Here is a 17934-nt window from a genome sequence, read left to right as displayed (position 1 = left end):
AGCTGACCACGCCGTCCTGGGTGGTGTCAACGGCGGTTCCCGCGGGCCTGACACAATGTTCGTCGTGGGTGCAATCACGCTGGACGGCAAGGCCACACGCGACGAGATCTTCACTGACCTGACCAAGCGGGTGGCGGCCTTGACCGCTGCTGGCCGGACGCCGGGTCTGGGCACGGTGCTGGTCGGCGACGACCCGGGCTCACACGCCTACGTGCGCGGCAAGCACGCCGACTGCGCCAAGGTCGGCATCAACTCGATCCGCCGGGACCTGCCCGCCGACATCAGTCAGGCCGAGCTGAATGCCGTCATCGACGAGCTGAACGCCAACCCGGAGTGCACGGGCTACATCGTGCAGCTGCCGCTGCCCAAGCATCTCGACGAGAACGCCGCGCTGGAGCGCATCGACCCCGACAAGGACGCCGACGGGCTGCACCCGACCAATCTGGGTCGGTTGGTGCTGAACGAGCCCGCACCGCTGCCGTGCACGCCGCGCGGCATCGTGCACCTGCTGCGCCGTTTCGAGGTGCCGATCGCCGGTGCGCATGTCGTGGTGATCGGCCGCGGCGTCACCGTGGGCCGGCCGATGGGCCTGCTGCTCACGCGGCGTTCGGAGAACGCGACAGTGACGTTGTGCCACACCGGAACTCGTGATCTGTCGGCGCTGACCCGGCAGGCCGACATCATCATCGCCGCGGTCGGTGTGCCGCACATGCTGACTGCCGACATGGTCAAGCCTGGCGCGGCCGTCGTCGACGTGGGTGTCAGCCGGGTCGACGGCAAGCTCGCCGGCGACGTCCACCCCGACGTGTGGGAGGTCGCCGGTCACGTGTCGCCCAACCCCGGTGGTGTCGGACCGCTGACTCGGGCCTTCCTGCTGGCCAACGTGGTCGAGGCTGAAGAGGCGAAACTGTCTTGACCGCAAAGGAATTCGCCCGGAAGGTATTCGCCGGCCAATGGCCGATCCTGTCGGTGGGCGTGTTCTTCGTGGTGGCGTTCGCGTTGGTGGTCGGCGGCTACTGGCGCCGCGGTGCGCTCGTGATGGCGATCGGCGTCGGGATCGCGGCGATCATGCGGCTGCTGCTGACCGATGACCGTGCCGGCCTGCTCGTTGTGCGCAGCCGGATCATCGACGTCGCGACAACAGCGTCGGTCAGCGCCGTCATGCTGTACGTGGCGTGGACCATCAATCCGTTGGGCACGGCCTAGCTTTTGGCCCGAGGCCGGTGCCTCACGCCGTCGGGAGCAGCGCGACCGGGCCGTCCTTGCGCAGCTGTGCCGGGGTGACCCCGAACCAGCGCTTGACCGACCTCGTCATGGACGACTGTTCGGAGTAGCCGAGGACGGCCGCGACTTGACTCAGGGGCAGCTCGGTTTCGAGCAGCAACCGGCGCGTCGCCGACCGGTAGACGTCGGCCCGGATGTCCTCGAACGTGGCGTGCTCGTCTGACAGTCGCCGCTGCAACGTCCGCGGATGCATGTTGAGCAGATCGGCGATCTCCGCCTTGGTGCCCCGGTTGGCTCCGATGGTGCTCTTCAGTGTGCGCTGCACACGTTCCGAAAGGCTTTGTCCGGCTGCGGGATAACGGGTGGCGATGTACGCGATCGCCTGGCTGCGGAGGTGCGGCTTGATGGACTGGATTCGGGCGTGCAGCAGATCGCGCTCCAAATGTATCGCCGCGTAGGGCTGTTCGAAAGCGACAGGCGCATCGAAATGGGCACGGTAGGCGCTGCGCGCTCCGACCGGCGAGTGTGGGAGGGATACGCCCTGCAGGCGCAGTGGAATTGGCGAAAGACTCTGTGCCATCCGGTATGTCGACGACAGGTACGCATCGATCAACTGCCGCTGTGGGACTGCGCGCTCGAGTTGGACGTCGAAACGCACCGTGATGCAGCCGGGCAGGTGCGGGCTGGGGTCCTCGATGACCAACTCGTAGCAGGGGCTGTGAAAGAACAGATACCGGGATGCGTTGGCCGTCGCCTCGTACACCGTGTCGCTGTTCTGCACGACGACGGCGAGCAGGCCCAATATCGACAGGTCCTGACGGCTGCCCAGCCGGAGGCCGAGCGTGGGCAGCCGGTGCTGCCGGGCGGCGTTCTCGAGGAGGAGCGCGACGGCGTCGAGGGGGACCATCGTCTCGGCATCGTGCAATGCATCCGGGTCCAGCCCGCTCTGCCGGTACAACCGGTCGGGGTCGCCGGAGAGTTCGCGGATGAACGGGGCGAAGTCCTGCAGCACGCCGGCTCTGATCGACTCGTCCACGTTCGTCAGTGTCGAAATCCGTGTCTCGATATGTCAAGAGCGACTTCCCGGCCGCACCGAAGATCACACTGTGAACTTCGATGAGTACCGCACATACGACGCCACCGGGCTGGCGAAGCTGGTTGCCGACAAAGAGGTGTCGCCGGCGGAATTGCTGACGCTGGCCCGGGACCGGGCTGCGGCAGTGAATCCCAAGATCAATGCCATCGTCCGTGATGTGCCCGCCGCGTTGCCGTCGGACGAGCTCAGTGGTCCATTTGCGGGTGTGCCGTTCCTGATCAAGGACCTGGCGCAGGACTACGCGGGCTTGCCGAGCTCACACGGCTCCCGTTCGTTGAAGTCGTTGCCGGCCACGGAACACGCGACCATCGTGCAGCGCTGGCTCGACGCCGGGTTGGTGATATTCGGCAAGACCAACCTGCCGGAGTTCGGGGCGAAGGCCATTTCCGAACCCGAGGTCTGGGGACCCGCGCGCAATCCATGGGATCTGACGCGAACCCCGGGCGGCTCGTCGGGCGGCTCGGCCGCCGCGGTCGCCGCGGGAATCGTGCCCTGCGCCGGTGCCAACGACGGTGGCGGATCAACGCGCATCCCAGCGGCCTGCTGCGGACTGGTCGGGCTGAAGCCCGGACGCGGGCTGACCCCCTTCGGCCCCGGCAGCGGCGAGATGATGCACGGCGCAGCGGTGCAGGGGGTGGTCTCGCGGACGGTGCGCGACACCGCCGCGATGTTCGACGTCATCAGCGGCGGCGAGCCCAGCGGGGCCTATGTGCCGGGGATGCCGACGACGTCGTTCGCGTCGGCTGTGGGTGAGCGCCCGGCGAAACTGCGGATCGGCGTCCGGGTGCCCGCGGCGATCACGCCGGCGCCGCACCCTGAGGCGTTCGCAGCGGTGGAGGCGACTGTGCGCACCCTGACCGAGCTCGGCCACCACGTGGAGGAGTTGCCGCAGGCGCCGTTCGACGACGGTGAGTTGGCGCGGGACTTCCTGCTCACCTGGTTTGTGTTTCTGGCGTGGGAGGTCGCCGATGCCAAGCGGCTGACGGGTGCGGGCGACGATGCGTTCGAGCGCGAGACGCTGATCATGGCGGCGCTCGGACGCGCGACCAGCAGCGTCGACTACGTGGCCGCTGTGCAACGGCGCCACGACCATGCCCGCCGGCTCACCACGTTCTTCGAGTCCTACGACCTGCTACTGACGCCGACGCTGGCGACGCCGCCCCCGAAGATCGGCGAGTTCGACTTACCGGCCGCCCTGCGGCCCGCGGTCGACGTGTTGCTCAAGACCCGCACCGCATCCTTCCTGCGATACACGAAGATCGTCGACGACATGGTGGAGAAGAACCTGGGCTGGGTGCCGTATACGCAGTTGGCGAACCTGACCGGCCGCCCGGCCATCTCGTTGCCGCTGCACTGGACCGCCGACGGGCTGCCGCTCGGTGTCCAGTTCGTGGCTCCGCTCGGAGGTGAATCGCTGCTCATCAAGCTGGCCGCTCAACTCGAGGAGGCGATGCCCTGGGCCGACCGCGTCGCCCCGATCTAGCGGCGACGCGTTCATGTCGCACTCGCGCGGGGAATTGAATCGGACTAAAGTCCGTTTAATTCGGTCGAGTCATTCCGACCGTGAAACTTCAGCCCTGAGGAGCGCAACATGAACACCGCACTGTGGATCGTCGCCGGCGTACTGGCCTTCGTCTTCGCCGGAAGCGGCATCATGAAGCTGGTCCTTCCCAAGGAGAAGCTGGTCGCGCAGGGCCTCGGCGGACTCGCCGACGTGGACCCGAACGCCATCCGCGGTATCGGCGCGGCCGAAGTGGCCGGCGCGATCGGCCTGATCGTGCCGCCGCTCGTGCACATCCTCCCGGTACTCACCCCGCTGGCCGCCCTCGGCCTGGCGGTGGTCATGGTCGGCGCGATCGTCGTGCACGGCCGGCGCAAGGAGTACCCGAATGTCGCCGTCAACGTGGTGCTGCTGGGTCTGGCACTGTTCGTCGCCTGGGGCCGGTTCGGCGCCTACGCCTTCTGATCTCTGGGATTTGTGCACGGTTTTCCGCGGTAGCCGCGGAAAACCGTGCACAAATCGCTGTCAGTGACCGCCCGCGCGGGCGAGCCGATCTTCGTGAATCTGCACCAGCTCGCGGAAACCGAGCCGGTGGTAGTGCGGCACCGGCTGCACGCCCCAGGTGTCCTGGGCGGTTTTCTGCCCGGTCGCCTCGGCAGGCCCACCGAATGGCGCACCTGAAAAGTCGTAGGGAAACTTGCATTCCACGGTGTCGTCGGAGTAACGCACCTTCATCAACTCGCTGCAGATCTCTCTGAACGACAACGTCGGCCAGCCGTACCAGACGGCCAGCGCCGGCATGGTGAACGACCCCTCGATGACGAGGCCGAACAGGCAGATGAAGAGCCCGCGCTTGAGCCACTTGTGCATGTTGGCGTAGACGGGTGTGGTGCCCAAGGGGAGGGCCGGCGTGGATTCGGCTTCGGTGGTGGTCATGGAATTCCTTTAGTCGCTGAAGATTTCGCGATTGACGGTGTGCAGATACGGGATGGACAGGAACGGCGTGATGTAGAAGATGTCGTACAACCACCAGCCGACGACGGGGAAAACCACACCGGCGTAACGGATGTCGGCGAACATCGTCATGTTGAACGTGTAACCGATCCAGATGACGATGCCGAACCAGCAGGTGATGATGAGCCACTGGTGCCCCCACCGCTTCATCTGCAGGAACGCGATGCCGGCCGCGATGCGCATGGTGAACACCGTCAGGATCAGCGCCACCTCCCATGCTTTTTCGCCCGGTGCGCCGGCCCCGCCGATCCACAGTTCGTTGTAGTGCCAGAAGTATCCGGCGTCGAACATGTTGCCCCACGCCGTGATGATGGTGCGGTTCAGCAGCGTGTGATTGGCCAGCAAATCCAATGACCACCCGATGCTGTTGAGCGCGGCGTCGAGGATCACCAGATAACCGATGAGCGTCACGATGATCGGCCGCACCGACAGTCCGGCCTTCTGCGCGCGCCGTTGCAGCCACACGCCGCGCAGGAAGAACGGCAGCCCGACGAACCCGATGAACATCGACCCCATCAACAGCGTGCCGGTGATCAGCCAGCGGTCGGCCTGCCGTTGCGCTTGCCGGGATTCGTCGTGGTGCTGGTCGTATCCGACCGTGGGGATGGTCGTCGAACTCACAGTGACCACCAGCCACGGACGATCGACATGTGCAGCTGGATCAGGAACATCGCCAATAGCCAGCCGTAGGCGAACAGCTGGAAGACGATCAGTGCCCGTTTGCGTTTGCGGTCCTGCTCATTCATGGCCGTGAAACTCCTTTTCTGACTGTGACATTCGTGGTCAACGAATACCCGCCGGTTGCAGGCACGCGGCGGCGATCTCCCGCAGGCCTTCGCTGATGGCTCCATCGCTGCTCAGTGGGGCCAGTACCGCGGCTTCGGCGGCCGACATCTCGTCGGCACCCGCGGCGACCAGATGCGCCGCCGAGACCAGCACTCGGGTCGACGGCGGCTCGAAATGGAAGGCGTCGTCGGCCTGGCGAATGCTGTTGGCGCACTGCACGAGCCGCATGGCGGCGCCGATGTCGATGCCGGATTCGCCGACGAGGACTTCGGCCTCGCGGTCGGGTGGCAGATATGTCATCGCGATGGTGACGAAGCGCTGGCGGAACGACGGCTTGAGGTCCTTGAGCGAATGCCGGTACGCCGGGTTGTACGAGCAGACCAGCAGGAAGGAATCGGGTGCCGGCACCACTTCGCCGGCGCGGTCCAGATAGAGGGTGCGGCGGTGGTCGGTCAGCGAATGCAGGATCGCCAGCGAGTCATGACGCGCCTCCACCACCTCGTCGAGATAACAGATGGCGCCATCTTTGACGGCGCGGGTCAGTGGGCCGTCGGTCCAGAGCACGTCACCGCCGGCGACGACGAACCGGCCGACCAGGTCCGAACTGGTGAGGTCGTCATGACAGCTGATGGTGACCACGGGGCGCCCCAACAGGTTTCCCATGTGCTCGACGAAGCGCGTCTTGCCGCAGCCCGTGGGCCCGGTGAGCATGACCGGCAGCCGACGCTGATACGCCTGACTGAAAGTGGTCATCTCGTCGCCGGCCGGCAGGTATGGCGAATCAGTCATGCGGAAACCAACTCTCGGTGCACGTGCGCCAGGACGCGGGGAAGTTCCTCGATACGGCGGATTCGGCGGGATCGCCGGGAGCCGAAGACCTCGGGCAGTGGATCCACCCGGACCGGTCCCAGCCCCAGGTAGTAGACGCCGACGCCCGCCTCGTCGGCTTCTTCGACGGCGTGCGCGACGTCGGCCCACGCGTACCGGCCTTCGTAGCCTTCGTCGGAGATGAGCCCGTCGCCGATCACGATGAGAACCCGGCGCTGCGCGGGCTGGGTCAGGAGGCGGCTGGTCATGTGCCGGATGGGTGCGCCGAGTCGGGTGTAGCCGCCGGTCACCAGGCCGGACCGGCTGGGTAGCGCAAAGTGGTTGTCGCTGAAGTCTTTCAGACATCGAACTTCGACGCGATGGCGGGTGTTGCCGCTGAAGACGAAGATGCCGTGGCGCTCGCGGGCCACCGTCATGGCGCGGGAAAGAGCGTCGGCACAAGCCAATTCGAGGTCGAACACCCGGCCCTGATGGATACCCAGCGACGAGCTGCCGTCCATCAGGACGGCGGTGACGGTGTCGCGCGCGCTTGGCATCAAGGCGCGGAACACCTTCGGCTCCTGTGGTGACCCGGCGTGGCTGTCCGCGTAGGCCGCGACGTAGGCGTCGACATCGAGGTCGCTGCCGTCCTCCAGTCGGTTGACCATCGTGCGGTGGGTCGGCTCGTCGAACCAGCGCCGGATGTCAGGCGACGCGCCACTGCGACGGTCGTGCCGGGTCTGTCGCCGTTCCAGGACTGCGACGTGATCGGGCAGGAACTGGTCACGCCACGAATTCCATTCGGGGTAGGGGATTCCCGCGCGTTGGTCGGGCCGGATGTCGAGGTCGTCGTCCTCGGGCCGGCTGGCCGGTGGCAGGTTGGCGTTGCGCACGCCGCCCTCGCCGCCGACCGGGATCGACATCAGCCGTTGGGTGTCCGAGCGCGATGAGGACCACGGCATCCGGCCGAGGGTGCGCCGGACCGCGCTCGCCAGTGTGCGGGTGGCGGCCGCGGTCAGCGGCGGTGTACCGAGCAGCGGGTAATCGGGCAATCGCTCCCGGGAGCGTGCCAAGGTGTCTGTGCGGGAGAGAATTTCGGTTGCACAGAGGTCCGGATCGGCCGGCTCCAGGCCGGGCAGTACCCGACGGGCTTCGGGGAGCAGGCCGGGCCAGCGGCCGGCCACCCAACCCAGCGCGACACCACCCTCGACCAGGCTGAGCGCGCTCAGTTCCCGCGCGGACAACCGGTGCAGCGGGTACTGCGCTATCCGGTCCTTCGATGGTGCGCACTGCAGGGCAACACCACATGTGTAGGTCCGCAGTGACCAGTCGGGTGCCGGTGCCGGGTAGGGGACATGGACGACGGAACGGCTTGCGCTCAAACCGAAGTGGCGCAGGTCGCCGGAGATCAGCCGCACTCCGGCCCGCCGTCGCCCGGACAACACCACCGCCGTCAGCGCGCTGGCGCGTTCGAGCTCTGCGGCGGCGATCGACTGGGACATTGGGGTACCGGCCGGCTCAGAAAGTGCCGATGTTCGAGAACATCCAGTACCAGAACGCGATGAGAGCGGCCATGGCGCCCCACGCGATGGCGAGGCGGGCGATCTCCTGCCACATGGTGTCTCCTCCGGTTATCGGGCCGCGATGCCTCGCAGCGCGGTGTGGACGAAGTTGTCCAGCAGGGCGGTGCGGATCTGGTCCGCGCCGCGACTCGTGGTCAGCAGGGCATAGAGGCTGAGCAGGAAGTAGACCGCGCTGTGGAACGCGTCGACATCCGCATCGGCCTCACCGGCCTGGCGGGCCCGTTCGATCTCCTGGACCACCAGCACGATCACCCGGTGGTCGGTCCATTCGTCGTCGAGCGGGCGGTTCGAGGAAAAGTGCAGAGCCAGTACGTCTTTGAAGAGCAGCCGGCCGAGCCGCTGTTCGACGGCCACGATGACCCGGACCACCTCGTTCAGCGCCTCTTCGAGGGTGTGCGGGGTCTGCAGGAACGCGGCGAGCTCGCGGCCGGCCGTCTCCTCCGCTTGGCGTTCGAGCTCGAAGAGCACGTGTTCTTTGGTGGGGAAGTGGAAGTAGAACGTGCCGTGCGCGACGCCGGCCGATCTGATGATGGTTCCGACGTCGGCATCTGCCATTCCCGCGCGCTTGAACTCGGTGATCGCGGCATCGAGGACACGCTGGCGGGTTTCCAGCCGTTTGGCTTCTCGCAGCGAAGGTTTGGGGGTGGCGCGGGTCATGGTGGCTCAAGTTGTACTCGCTTTACTGACCTGAGTCAATGACTTGAGTCAGCCACATTCACAGGAAATTGCCCACTGGGCAAAGTTGCCCGGTGGGCAAAATTATCTGTACGGTGGCGGCATGTCCGAATCGGCTGACACTGGTCTGCGCGAACGAAAGAAGCTCGACACCCGTCGGGCGCTCAGTGATGCGGCGCTGCAACTGGCGTTCGACCGCGGCGGGCTGGACGCCGTCACGCGCGAGGAGATCGCGGCGCTGGCGGGAGTGTCGTTGCGGACGTTCAACAACTACTTCGCCGGTAAGTACGAGGCGCTGGCCTACCGCATCGCCGAGCGGATGCGGCGCAGTGTCGCGGTGTTTCGGTCGCGGCCGGCCGATGAGCCGCTGTGGACATCGATCATCGAGGCGGTGACGGGCACCCTCGAGGAGGAGATGGTCGACATCACCGGTGCTGATCTCATCCCGGACCGCCGCGAGCTCGTCGAAGTGCGAAAACTCATGATGCGAACCGAAGTTCGTAACGCGGTGCCGCAGATCCTCTACCAGGACTGGGTGGCGGCCATCGCCGAGCGAACGGGTCTCGGCCCCGACGACATGTACCCGCGCCTCGTGGTGGCTGTGGTGCGCGCCATCGGGGACACCGCGATGGAGGCGTACGCGAACGCCGATCCGCCGGTGGCCATCACCCAGCTGATGCGTGCGGGTTTCGACGCCGTCATCGCGGGACTGCCTGAACCGACCAGAACGAAGGAGTGACCATGCTCGCTGACGTCGTGATCTCCGGCGCCGGACCCAACGGCCTGATGATGGCCTGCGAACTCGCCCTCGCCGGGATCAAACCTGTTGTCCTCGATGCGCTGCCCGGGCCCGGCGACGAGCCCAAGGCCAACGGCCTTGTCGGACAGGTGATCCGGCAGCTCGACATGCGCGGTCTCTACCAGGCGTTCACGGGCGATCCCAACGCGCCGCAACCCGCCTATGGCTGGATGTTCTCCGGCCTGCCGCTGAATTTTGTTGGTGTCGAGGACAATCCGATGCGTGCTGTGCTGATGAAGCAGCCTCGGTTGGTTCAGCTGCTGTACGAGCGGGCGCAGGCTCTCGGGGTCGAGGTGCGATGGGGACACGCCGTGACCGCCCTGTCGGCCGGCGATGACGGCGTCACCGTCGACGTGACCGCGCCCGACGGTCCCTATGTACTGCACGCCGATTGGCTGGTGGGTGCCGACGGCGGCCGTAGCACCGTCCGCAAGCAATCGGGTATCGGCTTTCCGGGGCACACGTCGCCGACGGTGGCCCGGTTGGCGCATGTGCACATCGCTGACGAGTTCCGCACCGCCGACGGCGAGTTCGACGTACCCGGCTTCGGCCGGATTCCGTTCGGACACAACCGCTATGACACCGGCATGGTGATCTTCTTCGAGGCGCACGGAGATCCGCCGATGCTGGGCACGCTGGAGTTCGGTTCGCTGCCGGACGACGCGCCGGGGGAGTTGACCTACGACGAGCTGAGGCACAGCCTGCGGCGGGTGCTCGGGGTCGACGTGCCGTTCGAACTGCCGACCGGGCCCGGTCCGTTCGCGATGCGCCGCATCGACGGCCAGAACACGCGGCAAGCCGACGCGTACCGGTCCGGCCGCATTCTGCTGATCGGTGATGCCGCACACGTGCATTCGGCGATGGGCGGTCCGGGGCTCAACCTCGGTCTGCAGGACACCCTGAATCTGGGCTGGAAGCTGGCAGCCGTCATCAACGGCTGGGCGCCCGAGGAATTGATCGACACGTATGAATCCGAGCGCTATCCGGTCGGCGAGCGCGTCATGATGCACTCTCTGGCTCAGATCGCGCTCACCGCGCCCGGACCCGAGGTGCGTGCCTTGCGCACGCTTCTCGGTGAGCTCTTCCAGCTGCCCGAGGCCACCGCGCACATGGCCGGACTGCTGGCGGGGGCCGACGTGCGCTACGAGATGGGTGGCACCACCCACCGCCTCACCGGATTCATGGTGCCGGACGAGACGTTGGACGACGGGCGCCGGCTCACCGACCTGCTGCACAGCGGTCGGGGCGTGGTCCTCGACCTGTCCGGCGGTGCGGCGGCTGCCGTCGTCGCACCGTGGGAGCGCCGCGTCGACACGGTGGAAGCCGCCATGGCGGGCGGGCCTGCCGCCATGCTGATCCGGCCCGACGGTTATGTCGCTTGGGCGGCAGACACTTTCGGGGCGGCGGATGCCGATGACCTGCGCGCGGCCCTGGAGCGCTGGTTCGGTCCGGCCGAGATCAGCGACTGAGCGCCCGGCGTGCGACGCCGGGGTGGGCGGCGAGCCTGGGGCCGAGCAGCAGGGCGAAGACCGTCACCGCAAACCACGGCCGCAGGTGCGGTCGCAGCCGCCGGATCAACCCCGCATCGTCGAGTTCGAACACCAGGGCATCGGTGATGGTCAGCCCCGCGATGCGTCCGCGACTCACCGCGACGCGCGTGGGTCCGTCTCCGATGATGTTCTCCCACTCCAGGTTTCGCATCCCGGCATAGACCGCGGTCAGGAGCGCCCGGAGGTCGTTGCGGCCGCGGAACACCATGCGCCCGGACAGCGGGGAGATCAGCTCGGCGTCGGGTGCGAGTGCGGCGATGAACCGGTCGACGTCACCGCTGCGGGTGGCCGCGCAGAACGTCGCGACGGAATCTGTGCTTGTCGTCATCAGGACCCTCTGAGCGTCACTTGTTATTTGCAACCCACGCAATCAGAGTCCATTGCAGAAAGCAATGGACTACGCTTGTGCGGTGTCCAAACAGTCCTTCGGCGACATCTCCTGCTCGATCGCGCGGACGCTCGACATCGTGGGCCCACGGTGGACGGCCCTGGTGCTGAGGGACTTGTTCGCGGGGATGGCCCGGTTCGAAGACATCCGCCGTGATCTCGGCATCGCATCGAACGTGCTGGCGGCGCGCCTGGAGGACCTGGAGCGCCACGCGATCGTGACACGGCGCCAATACCAAAGTGCGCCTCCGCGTTTCGAGTACGTCCTCACCGACAAGGGACGCGACCTCTATCCGGTGATCGCGACCCTGCTCGCGTGGGGTGACAAGTGGACGGCCGGCGAGGGCGGGCCCCCGGCGCTGCTGGTTCACGATGAATGCGGCTGTGTCACAACGGCAAAGGCCGTCTGTGCCGAATGCGGCGGGGAACTCGGGGCGCTGTCGACGACCGCGGTACCCGGGCCTGGGGCTCGGGTCGGCCCGGGTACCGCGGTCATCGGAACGTTTCTGGCCCCCGGCGAACCAGGTGTCTAGGCCAGCGTCGCCCGCACACAGTGCGTGACGTACGGCAACGCCAATCCGGTGCTGCTGGCCAGCGCCGGATGCGTGCTGAGCAGCTCGCGTACCTCGCCCAGCACCTTGCGGCGTACGTCGGCGGGCGAGGTGATGCAGTAGCTCCGGGACGCGACGAGGTCCAGAAGCGCTTGCGGCGTAAGGTAACTCGTCCACTCGAAGCGGTGGGTCTCGATGTCGGTGAAGTCGCCGCACAGGGAGTCGGCAGACGGGTCGTGCTCGCAGCCGATGATGCGGTTCAACTCCTTGACCCAGCCCAGCCGCTCGTCGCGGATGTTCCAGACCAGACCCAGCCGGCCGCCCGGTCGCAGCACCCGTGCCACTTCAGCCGCGGCCCGTTCCGGGTCGAACCAGTGCCAGGCCTGCGCCACCAGGACCGCGTCGACACTGTTGTCCGGCAACGGGATTTCCTCGGCCGTGCCGAGCAGCGCCGGCACCGACGGCAACGACCCGCTGAGTACCTCGAGCATCTCGGGGATCGGGTCGACGGCAGTGACCGCCAGGCCGCGCTCGGCCAGCCGGACGGTCAGCTTGCCGGTACCGGCGCCGAGGTCGAGGACATCGACGGACCCCGCGGGCAGCAACCAATTGATGGACTCCGGCGGATAGGACGGCCGTCCGCGTTCGTACGCGGCGGCCTGCTCCCCGAAGGACAGCGAGCGTTCGCCCGTCACCGGGACGCCAAGTCCAGGGTCTGGCGGATCAGCAGGCCCACCTTGTCGGTCTCGACCAGGAAACCGTCGTGGCCGTAGTCGGACTCGATGACCTCGAGGCCCGGGCAACCCGGCAACAGCGTGGCCAGTTCCTCCTGCAGCCGAATGGGATACAGCCGGTCGGACGTGATGCCGCCGACGATCACCGGCACCGGACAGGACCGCAGGGCCGCCGCGACCCCGCCGCGTCCGCGCCCGACATCGTGACTGCTCAGCGCATCCGTCAGTGCCACATACGTGCCCGCATCGAACCGTGCGGCCAGCTTGCGGCCCTGGTACTCCAGGTAGCTCTCGACCGCGTAAAGGCCGTCGCTGGAACTCTTTTCGTGGTTCTGCGCGGTGTTGCGGAACCGGTCGTCGAGTTCCTTCTCGCCGCGGTACGTCAGGTGCGCGAACCGGCGGGCGATCTGGATGCCGTCGTCCGGGGTGAGTCCCGTCAGGTAGTAGTCGCCGCCGGCCCAGTTCGGGTCGGCCTTGATGGCCGCGACCTGCGCGCACTGCGTGCCGATCTGGTCGGCGGTGGCCCGGGCGCCGACCGCCAGCACCAGCCCGGCCCGCACCGTGTCGGGGTGTCCCACAAGCCATTCCAGCGCCCGCGCGCCACCCATCGAGCCACCGACGACCGCGGCCACCTGGGTGATGCCGAGGGCGGCCAGCGCCGCCAGGTCGGCGTTCACCTGGTCGCGCACCGTGATGGCGGGAAATCGTGAGCCCCAGGGCTTTCCATCAGGAGCGAGCGAGCTGGGACCCGTCGAGCCGCGGCAGCCGCCGAGCACGTTGGTGGCGATGGCGCACCAGCGGTCGGTGTCGATCGGAGCACCCGGACCGGCGACGCCGTCCCACCAGCCGCCCGTCGGATGGTCCGGCCCGGCCGGCCCGGTGACGTGGGAGTCACCGGTCAGCGCGTGCAGCACCATCACGACGTTGTCGGCGGCGGGGGACAACTCGCCCCAGCGCTGGACCGCGATGGACACGTCGGGCAGCACGATGCCGCTCTCCAGCGTCAGCGAGCCGATGTTCACCACACCGGTCTCGCCTTCGGCAGGCAGCAGCGGCGCTGCGGAGATGTCAGACACGGGCACGTCGATAATCGTCACACCAAGGCCGCCGTTCGGTCGGCACCCCCCACCGATCCAGCAGCAGCGAAGCCCTGCTCCAGGTCGGCGAGGATGTCTTCGATGCCCTCGATGCCGACAGCCAGCCGCACCAGGCCCGGGGTGACTCCGGAGGCCAGCTGCTCGTCGGCGGTCAGCTGCTGGTGCGTGGTCGACGCGGGGTGGATCACCAGCGAGCGGACATCACCGATGTTGGCGACGTGGCTGTGCAGGGTCAGCGCGTTCACGAACGCCTTGCCCGCCTCGACACCGCCGGTCAGTTCGAACGACAGCACCGCACCGGTGCCCTTGGGGGCCAGCTTGCGGCCCAGCTCGTACCACGGGGACGACGGCAGGCCGGCGTAGTTCACCGAGAGCACGTCCGGGCGGCCCTCGAGGTACTCGGCGACCTTCTGCGCGTTGGACACATGGCGTTCAACGCGCAGAGACAGCGTTTCCAATCCCTGCGCGATGAGGAAGGAGTTGAAGGGGGCGGCGGCGCTGCCCAGATCGCGCAGCAGCTGCACGCGCGCCTTGAGCGCGTAGGCCGGTGCGCCCAGGTCGGCGAACACCACACCGTGGTAGCTCGGGTCGGGCTCGGTGAACCCGGGGAACTTGCCGTTTGTCCAGTCGAAGGTGCCACCGTCGACGATGACGCCGGCGATCGCCGAGCCGTGCCCGCCCAGGTACTTGGTGGCCGAGTGCACGACGATGTCGGCGCCGTGGGCCAGCGGCTGGATCAGGTACGGGGTGGCGACGGTGTTGTCGACGATCAGTGGCACGCCGTTGTCGTGGGCGACGCCCGAGACACCCGGGATGTCCAGGATGTCGATCTTCGGGTTGGAGATGGTCTCCGCGAAGAACGCCTTGGTGTTCGGCCGGACGGCGACGCGCCACGAGTCGAGGTCGTCGGGGTCCGCCACGAAGCTGACGTCGACGCCGAGCTTGGGCAGCGTGTAGTGCAGCAGGTTGTAGGTGCCGCCGTACAGCCGCGGCGAGGCCACGACGTGGTCGCCGGTGCCGGCGATGTTCAGGATCGCGAAGGTCGCGGCAGCCTGTCCGGACGACAGGAACAGCGCGGCCACGCCGCCCTCGAGCGCGGCGACGCGCTGCTCGACCACGTCGGTGGTCGGGTTCATGATGCGGGTGTAGATGTTGCCCGGCTCGGCCAGCCCGAACAGCGCGGCGGCGTGGTCGGTGTCGCGGAACGTGTACGACGTCGTCTGGTAGATCGGCAGCGCACGGGCATTGGTGGCGCTGTCGGGGCTCTGACCTGCGTGGATCTGCTTCGTCTCGAAGCTCCAGCGCGCAGTGGGGTCGATGGCCTCAGTGGTCATGTTAGGGGTGTCTCCTGTGAGTTTTTAGGTACGACGAAGGGGTGCGCGAACTCGCACGAATCACAGACAGCGACGCATAGGAAGCCTCCACTCACCCAGTCATCCGGGTCCGTGGTGGCGGACCCGCGCTTGCCTCGCAGCCGATGTACGGCTGCTCAACCTGGTCGTCTCCCGGGGCACCCCACCGCGGATGGAGGGTTGCCGGCCAGCAAGCCGGGGCTTGACGCTGGCACTCATGACCGGACTCGAGGGTAACTCAAGAGGCTGGGCAACTGCTAGCTGGTGCCGTCCGGTGGGCGGGACACGGCGTGTCGTCGGCGGTCCACTTCGCGCAGCCTGTCGGTATCGATCCAGATCTGTGCACGACAGACCGGACCACCGGAAACTCGCCCCGCCGGTCACGGTAGTTTCGTAACCGTCGTGCGACGGGGTAGTCATGTGCAGACGCCGGACTCGACATAGATTTTCGTACGTACCGTCCGTGACGCCGGGAGAGTGACCATGAGTGGCGAGAAACCATCCATCATCTACACGTTGACCGACGAGGCGCCGCTGCTCGCGACGTACGCCTTCCTGCCGGTCGTCCGCACCTTCGCCGGCGCCGCCGGTATCGACGTCCAGACCAGTGACATCTCGGTGGCGGCCCGCATCCTCGCCGAGTTCAGCGACTACCTGACCGATGAGCAGAAGGTCCCCGACAACCTGGGTGAGCTGGGTCGGCTGACCCAGTTCCCGGACACCAACATCATCAAGCTGCCGAACATCAGCGCCTCGGTGCCGCAGTTGGTCGCCGCGATCAAGGAGCTCAAGGAGAAGGGCTACAACCTGCCCGACTACCCGGGCGACCCGAAGACCGACGAAGAGAAGGCGATCAAGGATCGCTACGGCAAGTGTCTCGGTAGTGCGGTGAACCCTGTTCTGCGCGAGGGCAACTCGGACCGTCGTGCCCCGAAGGCCGTCAAGGAGTACGCCCGCAAGCACCCGCACAGCATGGGCGAGTGGTCGCAGGCCTCCCGCACGCACGTCGCCACCATGAAGACCGGCGACTTCTACCACGGCGAGCAGTCCATGACGCTCGACAAGGACCGCCGCGTCAAGATGGTGCTGAAGACCAAGACCGGCAAGACAATTGAGCTCAAGCCCGAGGTCAAGCTCGACGCGGGCGACATCATCGACTCGATGTACATGAGCAAGAAGGCGCTCATCCAGTTCTACGAGGAGCAGATGGAGGACGCCTACAAGACGGGCGTCATGTTCTCCCTGCACGTCAAGGCGACCATGATGAAGGTCAGCCACCCGATCGTGTTCGGCCACGCCGTGCGCATCTTCTACAAGGACGCATTCGCCAAGCACCAGAAGCTCTTTGACGAGCTGGGCGTCAACGTCAACAACGGGCTCTCGGACCTGTACGACAAGATCTCGACGCTGCCCAAGTCGCTGCATGACGAGATCGTCGACGACCTGCACAAGTGCCACGAGCACCGGCCCGAGCTGGCGATGGTCGACTCGGCTCGCGGCATCACCAACTTCCACTCGCCGTCCGACGTCATCGTCGACGCCTCGATGCCCGCCATGATCCGGCTCGGTGGCAAGATGTACGGCGCCGACGGAAAGCTCAAGGACACCAAGGCCGTCAACCCCGAGTCGACGTTCTCCCGGATGTACCAGGAGATCATCAACTTCTGTAAGACGCACGGCCAGTTCGACCCGCGGACCATGGGCACCGTGCCCAACGTCGGTCTCATGGCGCAGAAGGCCGAGGAGTACGGCAGCCACGACAAGACCTTCGAGATTCCCGAGGACGGCATCGCCAACATCGTCGACATCGACAGCGGCGAGGTCCTGCTGACCACGGCGGTGGAAGAGGGCGACATCTGGCGCATGCCGGTCGTCAAGGATCTGCCGATCCGCGACTGGGTCAAGCTGGCCGTCACCCGCGCTCGGCTCTCGGGCATGCCCGTGGTGTTCTGGCTGGACCAGGAGCGTCCGCACGAGGCCGAGCTGCGCAAGAAGGTCGCGACCTACCTCAAGGACCACGACACCGAGGGTCTCGACATCTCCGTGATGTCGCAGGAACGCGCCATGCGGCACACCATCGAGCGGGCCATGCGCGGTCAGGACACCATCGCCGCGACCGGCAACATCCTGCGCGACTACCTCACCGACCTGTTCCCGATCCTGGAGCTGGGTACCAGCGCCAAGATGCTGTCGATCGTGCCGCTGATGGCCGGTGGCGGCCTGTACGAGACGGGCGCCGGTGGTTCGGCACCCAAGCACGTGCAGCAGCTGGTCGAGGAGAACCACCTGCGCTGGGACTCGCTCGGCGAGTTCCTGGCCCTGGGCGCCAGCCTGGAGGACCTGGGCAACAAGACCGACGACGCCAAGGCCCTGCTGCTGGCCAAGACGCTCGACAGCGCGACCGGAAAGCTGTTGGACGAGAACAAGAGTCCGTCGCGGCGCACCGGCGAACTGGACAACCGCGGCAGCCAGTTCTACCTCGCCATGTACTGGGCGCAGGAGCTGGCCAAGCAGACCGAGGACGCCGAGCTGGCGGCCAAGTTCGCTCCGCTGGCCAAGACGCTGGCCGAGAACGAGGAGAAGATCGTCGCGGAACTGGCTGCGGCACAGGGCAGCGCGGCCGACATCGGCGGGTACTACGCGCCGGACCCGGAGAAGACGACGGCCGTGATGCGGCCGAGCGCCACCTTCAACGCGGCGCTGGCTTCCGCTCAGGAGTAATTCACCTCGAACGTGAGCTTGTGTGCGAGATTTCCTCGATTTCTCGCACACAAGCTC

Annotated in this window: 19 protein-coding genes and 1 riboswitch; of the genes, 8 read left to right on the top strand and 11 right to left on the bottom strand. The window is 66.9% G+C overall.

Annotation, left to right across the window (positions count from 1 at the left end):
• The first annotated feature begins 64 nt into the window (after positions 1-64).
• Together ACJH6H_RS13820 and ACJH6H_RS13815 are read left to right on the top strand one after the other, a co-directional pair.
• Complete coding sequence (locus ACJH6H_RS13820) at positions 65-916, top strand: bifunctional methylenetetrahydrofolate dehydrogenase/methenyltetrahydrofolate cyclohydrolase (RefSeq protein ID WP_406775065.1); 852 nt, start codon at positions 65-67, stop codon at positions 914-916.
• A complete protein-coding gene (locus ACJH6H_RS13815; protein ID WP_061004795.1) occupies positions 913-1206 on the top strand; it encodes a DUF3017 domain-containing protein in 294 nt (97 codons plus the stop codon). The genes ACJH6H_RS13820 and ACJH6H_RS13815 overlap by 4 nt, the downstream gene beginning before the upstream one ends.
• Before the next feature lie 22 nt (positions 1207-1228).
• Here the strand turns inward: ACJH6H_RS13815 and ACJH6H_RS13810 are convergent, their stop codons facing one another.
• The gene (locus tag ACJH6H_RS13810) at positions 1229-2260 is read right to left on the bottom strand and encodes an AraC family transcriptional regulator (protein WP_064860845.1); all 1032 of its coding nucleotides are present in this window, start codon (positions 2258-2260) and stop codon (positions 1229-1231) included.
• 70 nt (positions 2261-2330) lie between these two features.
• Between ACJH6H_RS13810 and ACJH6H_RS13805 the strand changes: the two genes are divergently transcribed.
• Both ACJH6H_RS13805 and ACJH6H_RS13800 read left to right on the top strand, forming a co-directional pair.
• Positions 2331-3803, top strand: a complete 1473-nt coding sequence (locus ACJH6H_RS13805; RefSeq protein WP_406775064.1) for an amidase — start codon at positions 2331-2333, stop codon at positions 3801-3803.
• A 108-nt stretch (positions 3804-3911) separates the two neighbouring features.
• A complete protein-coding gene (locus tag ACJH6H_RS13800) occupies positions 3912-4286 on the top strand; it encodes a DoxX family protein (protein ID WP_061004791.1) in 375 nt (124 codons plus the stop codon).
• Between the two features lie 60 nt (positions 4287-4346).
• Here the strand turns inward: ACJH6H_RS13800 and ACJH6H_RS13795 are convergent, their stop codons facing one another.
• The 6 genes from ACJH6H_RS13795 to ACJH6H_RS13770 all read right to left on the bottom strand — a co-directional run bounded on the left by ACJH6H_RS13795 (position 4347) and on the right by ACJH6H_RS13770 (position 8668).
• Complete coding sequence (locus ACJH6H_RS13795) at positions 4347-4757, bottom strand: hypothetical protein (protein WP_061004789.1); 411 nt, start codon at positions 4755-4757, stop codon at positions 4347-4349.
• A 9-nt stretch (positions 4758-4766) separates the two neighbouring features.
• On the bottom strand, positions 4767-5456 hold the full coding sequence (locus ACJH6H_RS13790; protein ID WP_406775063.1) for a hypothetical protein: 690 nt from the start codon (positions 5454-5456) through the stop codon (positions 4767-4769).
• On the bottom strand, positions 5453-5581 hold the full coding sequence (locus ACJH6H_RS13785; protein ID WP_256370088.1) for a hypothetical protein: 129 nt from the start codon (positions 5579-5581) through the stop codon (positions 5453-5455). The genes ACJH6H_RS13790 and ACJH6H_RS13785 overlap by 4 nt, the downstream gene beginning before the upstream one ends.
• 37 nt (positions 5582-5618) lie before the next feature.
• A complete protein-coding gene (locus tag ACJH6H_RS13780; protein ID WP_406775062.1) occupies positions 5619-6410 on the bottom strand; it encodes a CbbQ/NirQ/NorQ/GpvN family protein in 792 nt (263 codons plus the stop codon).
• Positions 6407-7930, bottom strand: a complete 1524-nt coding sequence (locus ACJH6H_RS13775) for a nitric oxide reductase activation protein NorD (protein WP_406775061.1) — start codon at positions 7928-7930, stop codon at positions 6407-6409. Before ACJH6H_RS13775 ends, ACJH6H_RS13780 begins: the two co-directional genes overlap by 4 nt.
• Positions 7931-8059: 129 nt before the next feature.
• A complete protein-coding gene (locus ACJH6H_RS13770) occupies positions 8060-8668 on the bottom strand; it encodes a TetR/AcrR family transcriptional regulator (RefSeq protein WP_406775060.1) in 609 nt (202 codons plus the stop codon).
• A 121-nt stretch (positions 8669-8789) separates the two neighbouring features.
• Here ACJH6H_RS13770 and ACJH6H_RS13765 point away from each other — a divergent pair, with 121 nt between their 5' ends.
• Both ACJH6H_RS13765 and ACJH6H_RS13760 read left to right on the top strand, forming a co-directional pair.
• Positions 8790-9425 carry a TetR family transcriptional regulator gene (locus ACJH6H_RS13765; protein ID WP_406775059.1) on the top strand — a complete coding sequence of 212 codons (636 nt, stop codon included), beginning with the start codon at positions 8790-8792 and terminating at the stop codon, positions 9423-9425.
• Between the two features lie 2 nt (positions 9426-9427).
• Complete coding sequence (locus tag ACJH6H_RS13760; protein ID WP_406775058.1) at positions 9428-10954, top strand: FAD-dependent monooxygenase; 1527 nt, start codon at positions 9428-9430, stop codon at positions 10952-10954.
• Here ACJH6H_RS13760 and ACJH6H_RS13755 read toward each other — a convergent pair.
• Positions 10944-11363 (bottom strand): nuclear transport factor 2 family protein, encoded by a 420-nt coding sequence (locus tag ACJH6H_RS13755; protein WP_135355414.1) that lies wholly within the window; start codon positions 11361-11363, stop codon positions 10944-10946. The genes ACJH6H_RS13760 and ACJH6H_RS13755 overlap by 11 nt on opposite strands.
• An 82-nt stretch (positions 11364-11445) precedes the next feature.
• On the opposite strand from ACJH6H_RS13755, the gene ACJH6H_RS13750 reads away from it, so the two are divergent.
• Positions 11446-11955 (top strand): helix-turn-helix domain-containing protein, encoded by a 510-nt coding sequence (locus ACJH6H_RS13750; protein WP_064857321.1) that lies wholly within the window; start codon positions 11446-11448, stop codon positions 11953-11955.
• On the opposite strand, the gene ACJH6H_RS13745 is transcribed toward ACJH6H_RS13750, so the two are convergent.
• From ACJH6H_RS13745 to ACJH6H_RS13735, 3 genes are read right to left on the bottom strand one after another with little or no spacing between them, the layout of a single operon-like run.
• The gene (locus ACJH6H_RS13745; RefSeq protein ID WP_061004895.1) at positions 11952-12668 is read right to left on the bottom strand and encodes a class I SAM-dependent methyltransferase; all 717 of its coding nucleotides are present in this window, start codon (positions 12666-12668) and stop codon (positions 11952-11954) included. The two genes, ACJH6H_RS13750 and ACJH6H_RS13745, sit on opposite strands and share 4 nt — an antisense overlap.
• Positions 12665-13804: a homoserine O-acetyltransferase gene (locus ACJH6H_RS13740; protein WP_346416101.1), complete on the bottom strand. Its 1140-nt coding sequence runs from the start codon at positions 13802-13804 to the stop codon at positions 12665-12667. Before ACJH6H_RS13740 ends, ACJH6H_RS13745 begins: the two co-directional genes overlap by 4 nt.
• Positions 13801-15138 (bottom strand): bifunctional o-acetylhomoserine/o-acetylserine sulfhydrylase, encoded by a 1338-nt coding sequence (locus tag ACJH6H_RS13735; protein ID WP_346416100.1) that lies wholly within the window; start codon positions 15136-15138, stop codon positions 13801-13803. The genes ACJH6H_RS13740 and ACJH6H_RS13735 overlap by 4 nt, the downstream gene beginning before the upstream one ends.
• A 120-nt stretch (positions 15139-15258) precedes the next feature.
• Positions 15259-15379: riboswitch (SAM riboswitch) on the bottom strand.
• A gap of 260 nt (positions 15380-15639) precedes the next feature.
• Here ACJH6H_RS13735 and ACJH6H_RS13730 point away from each other — a divergent pair.
• Complete coding sequence (locus ACJH6H_RS13730; RefSeq protein WP_133427750.1) at positions 15640-17877, top strand: NADP-dependent isocitrate dehydrogenase; 2238 nt, start codon at positions 15640-15642, stop codon at positions 17875-17877.
• The last annotated feature ends 57 nt before the right edge of the window (positions 17878-17934 follow it).

The sequence above is a fragment of the Mycobacterium sp. SMC-21 genome, assembly GCF_045310825.1.
Lineage (GTDB): Bacteria > Actinomycetota > Actinomycetes > Mycobacteriales > Mycobacteriaceae > Mycobacterium.
This window is presented reverse-complemented; position numbering and strand designations above follow the sequence as displayed.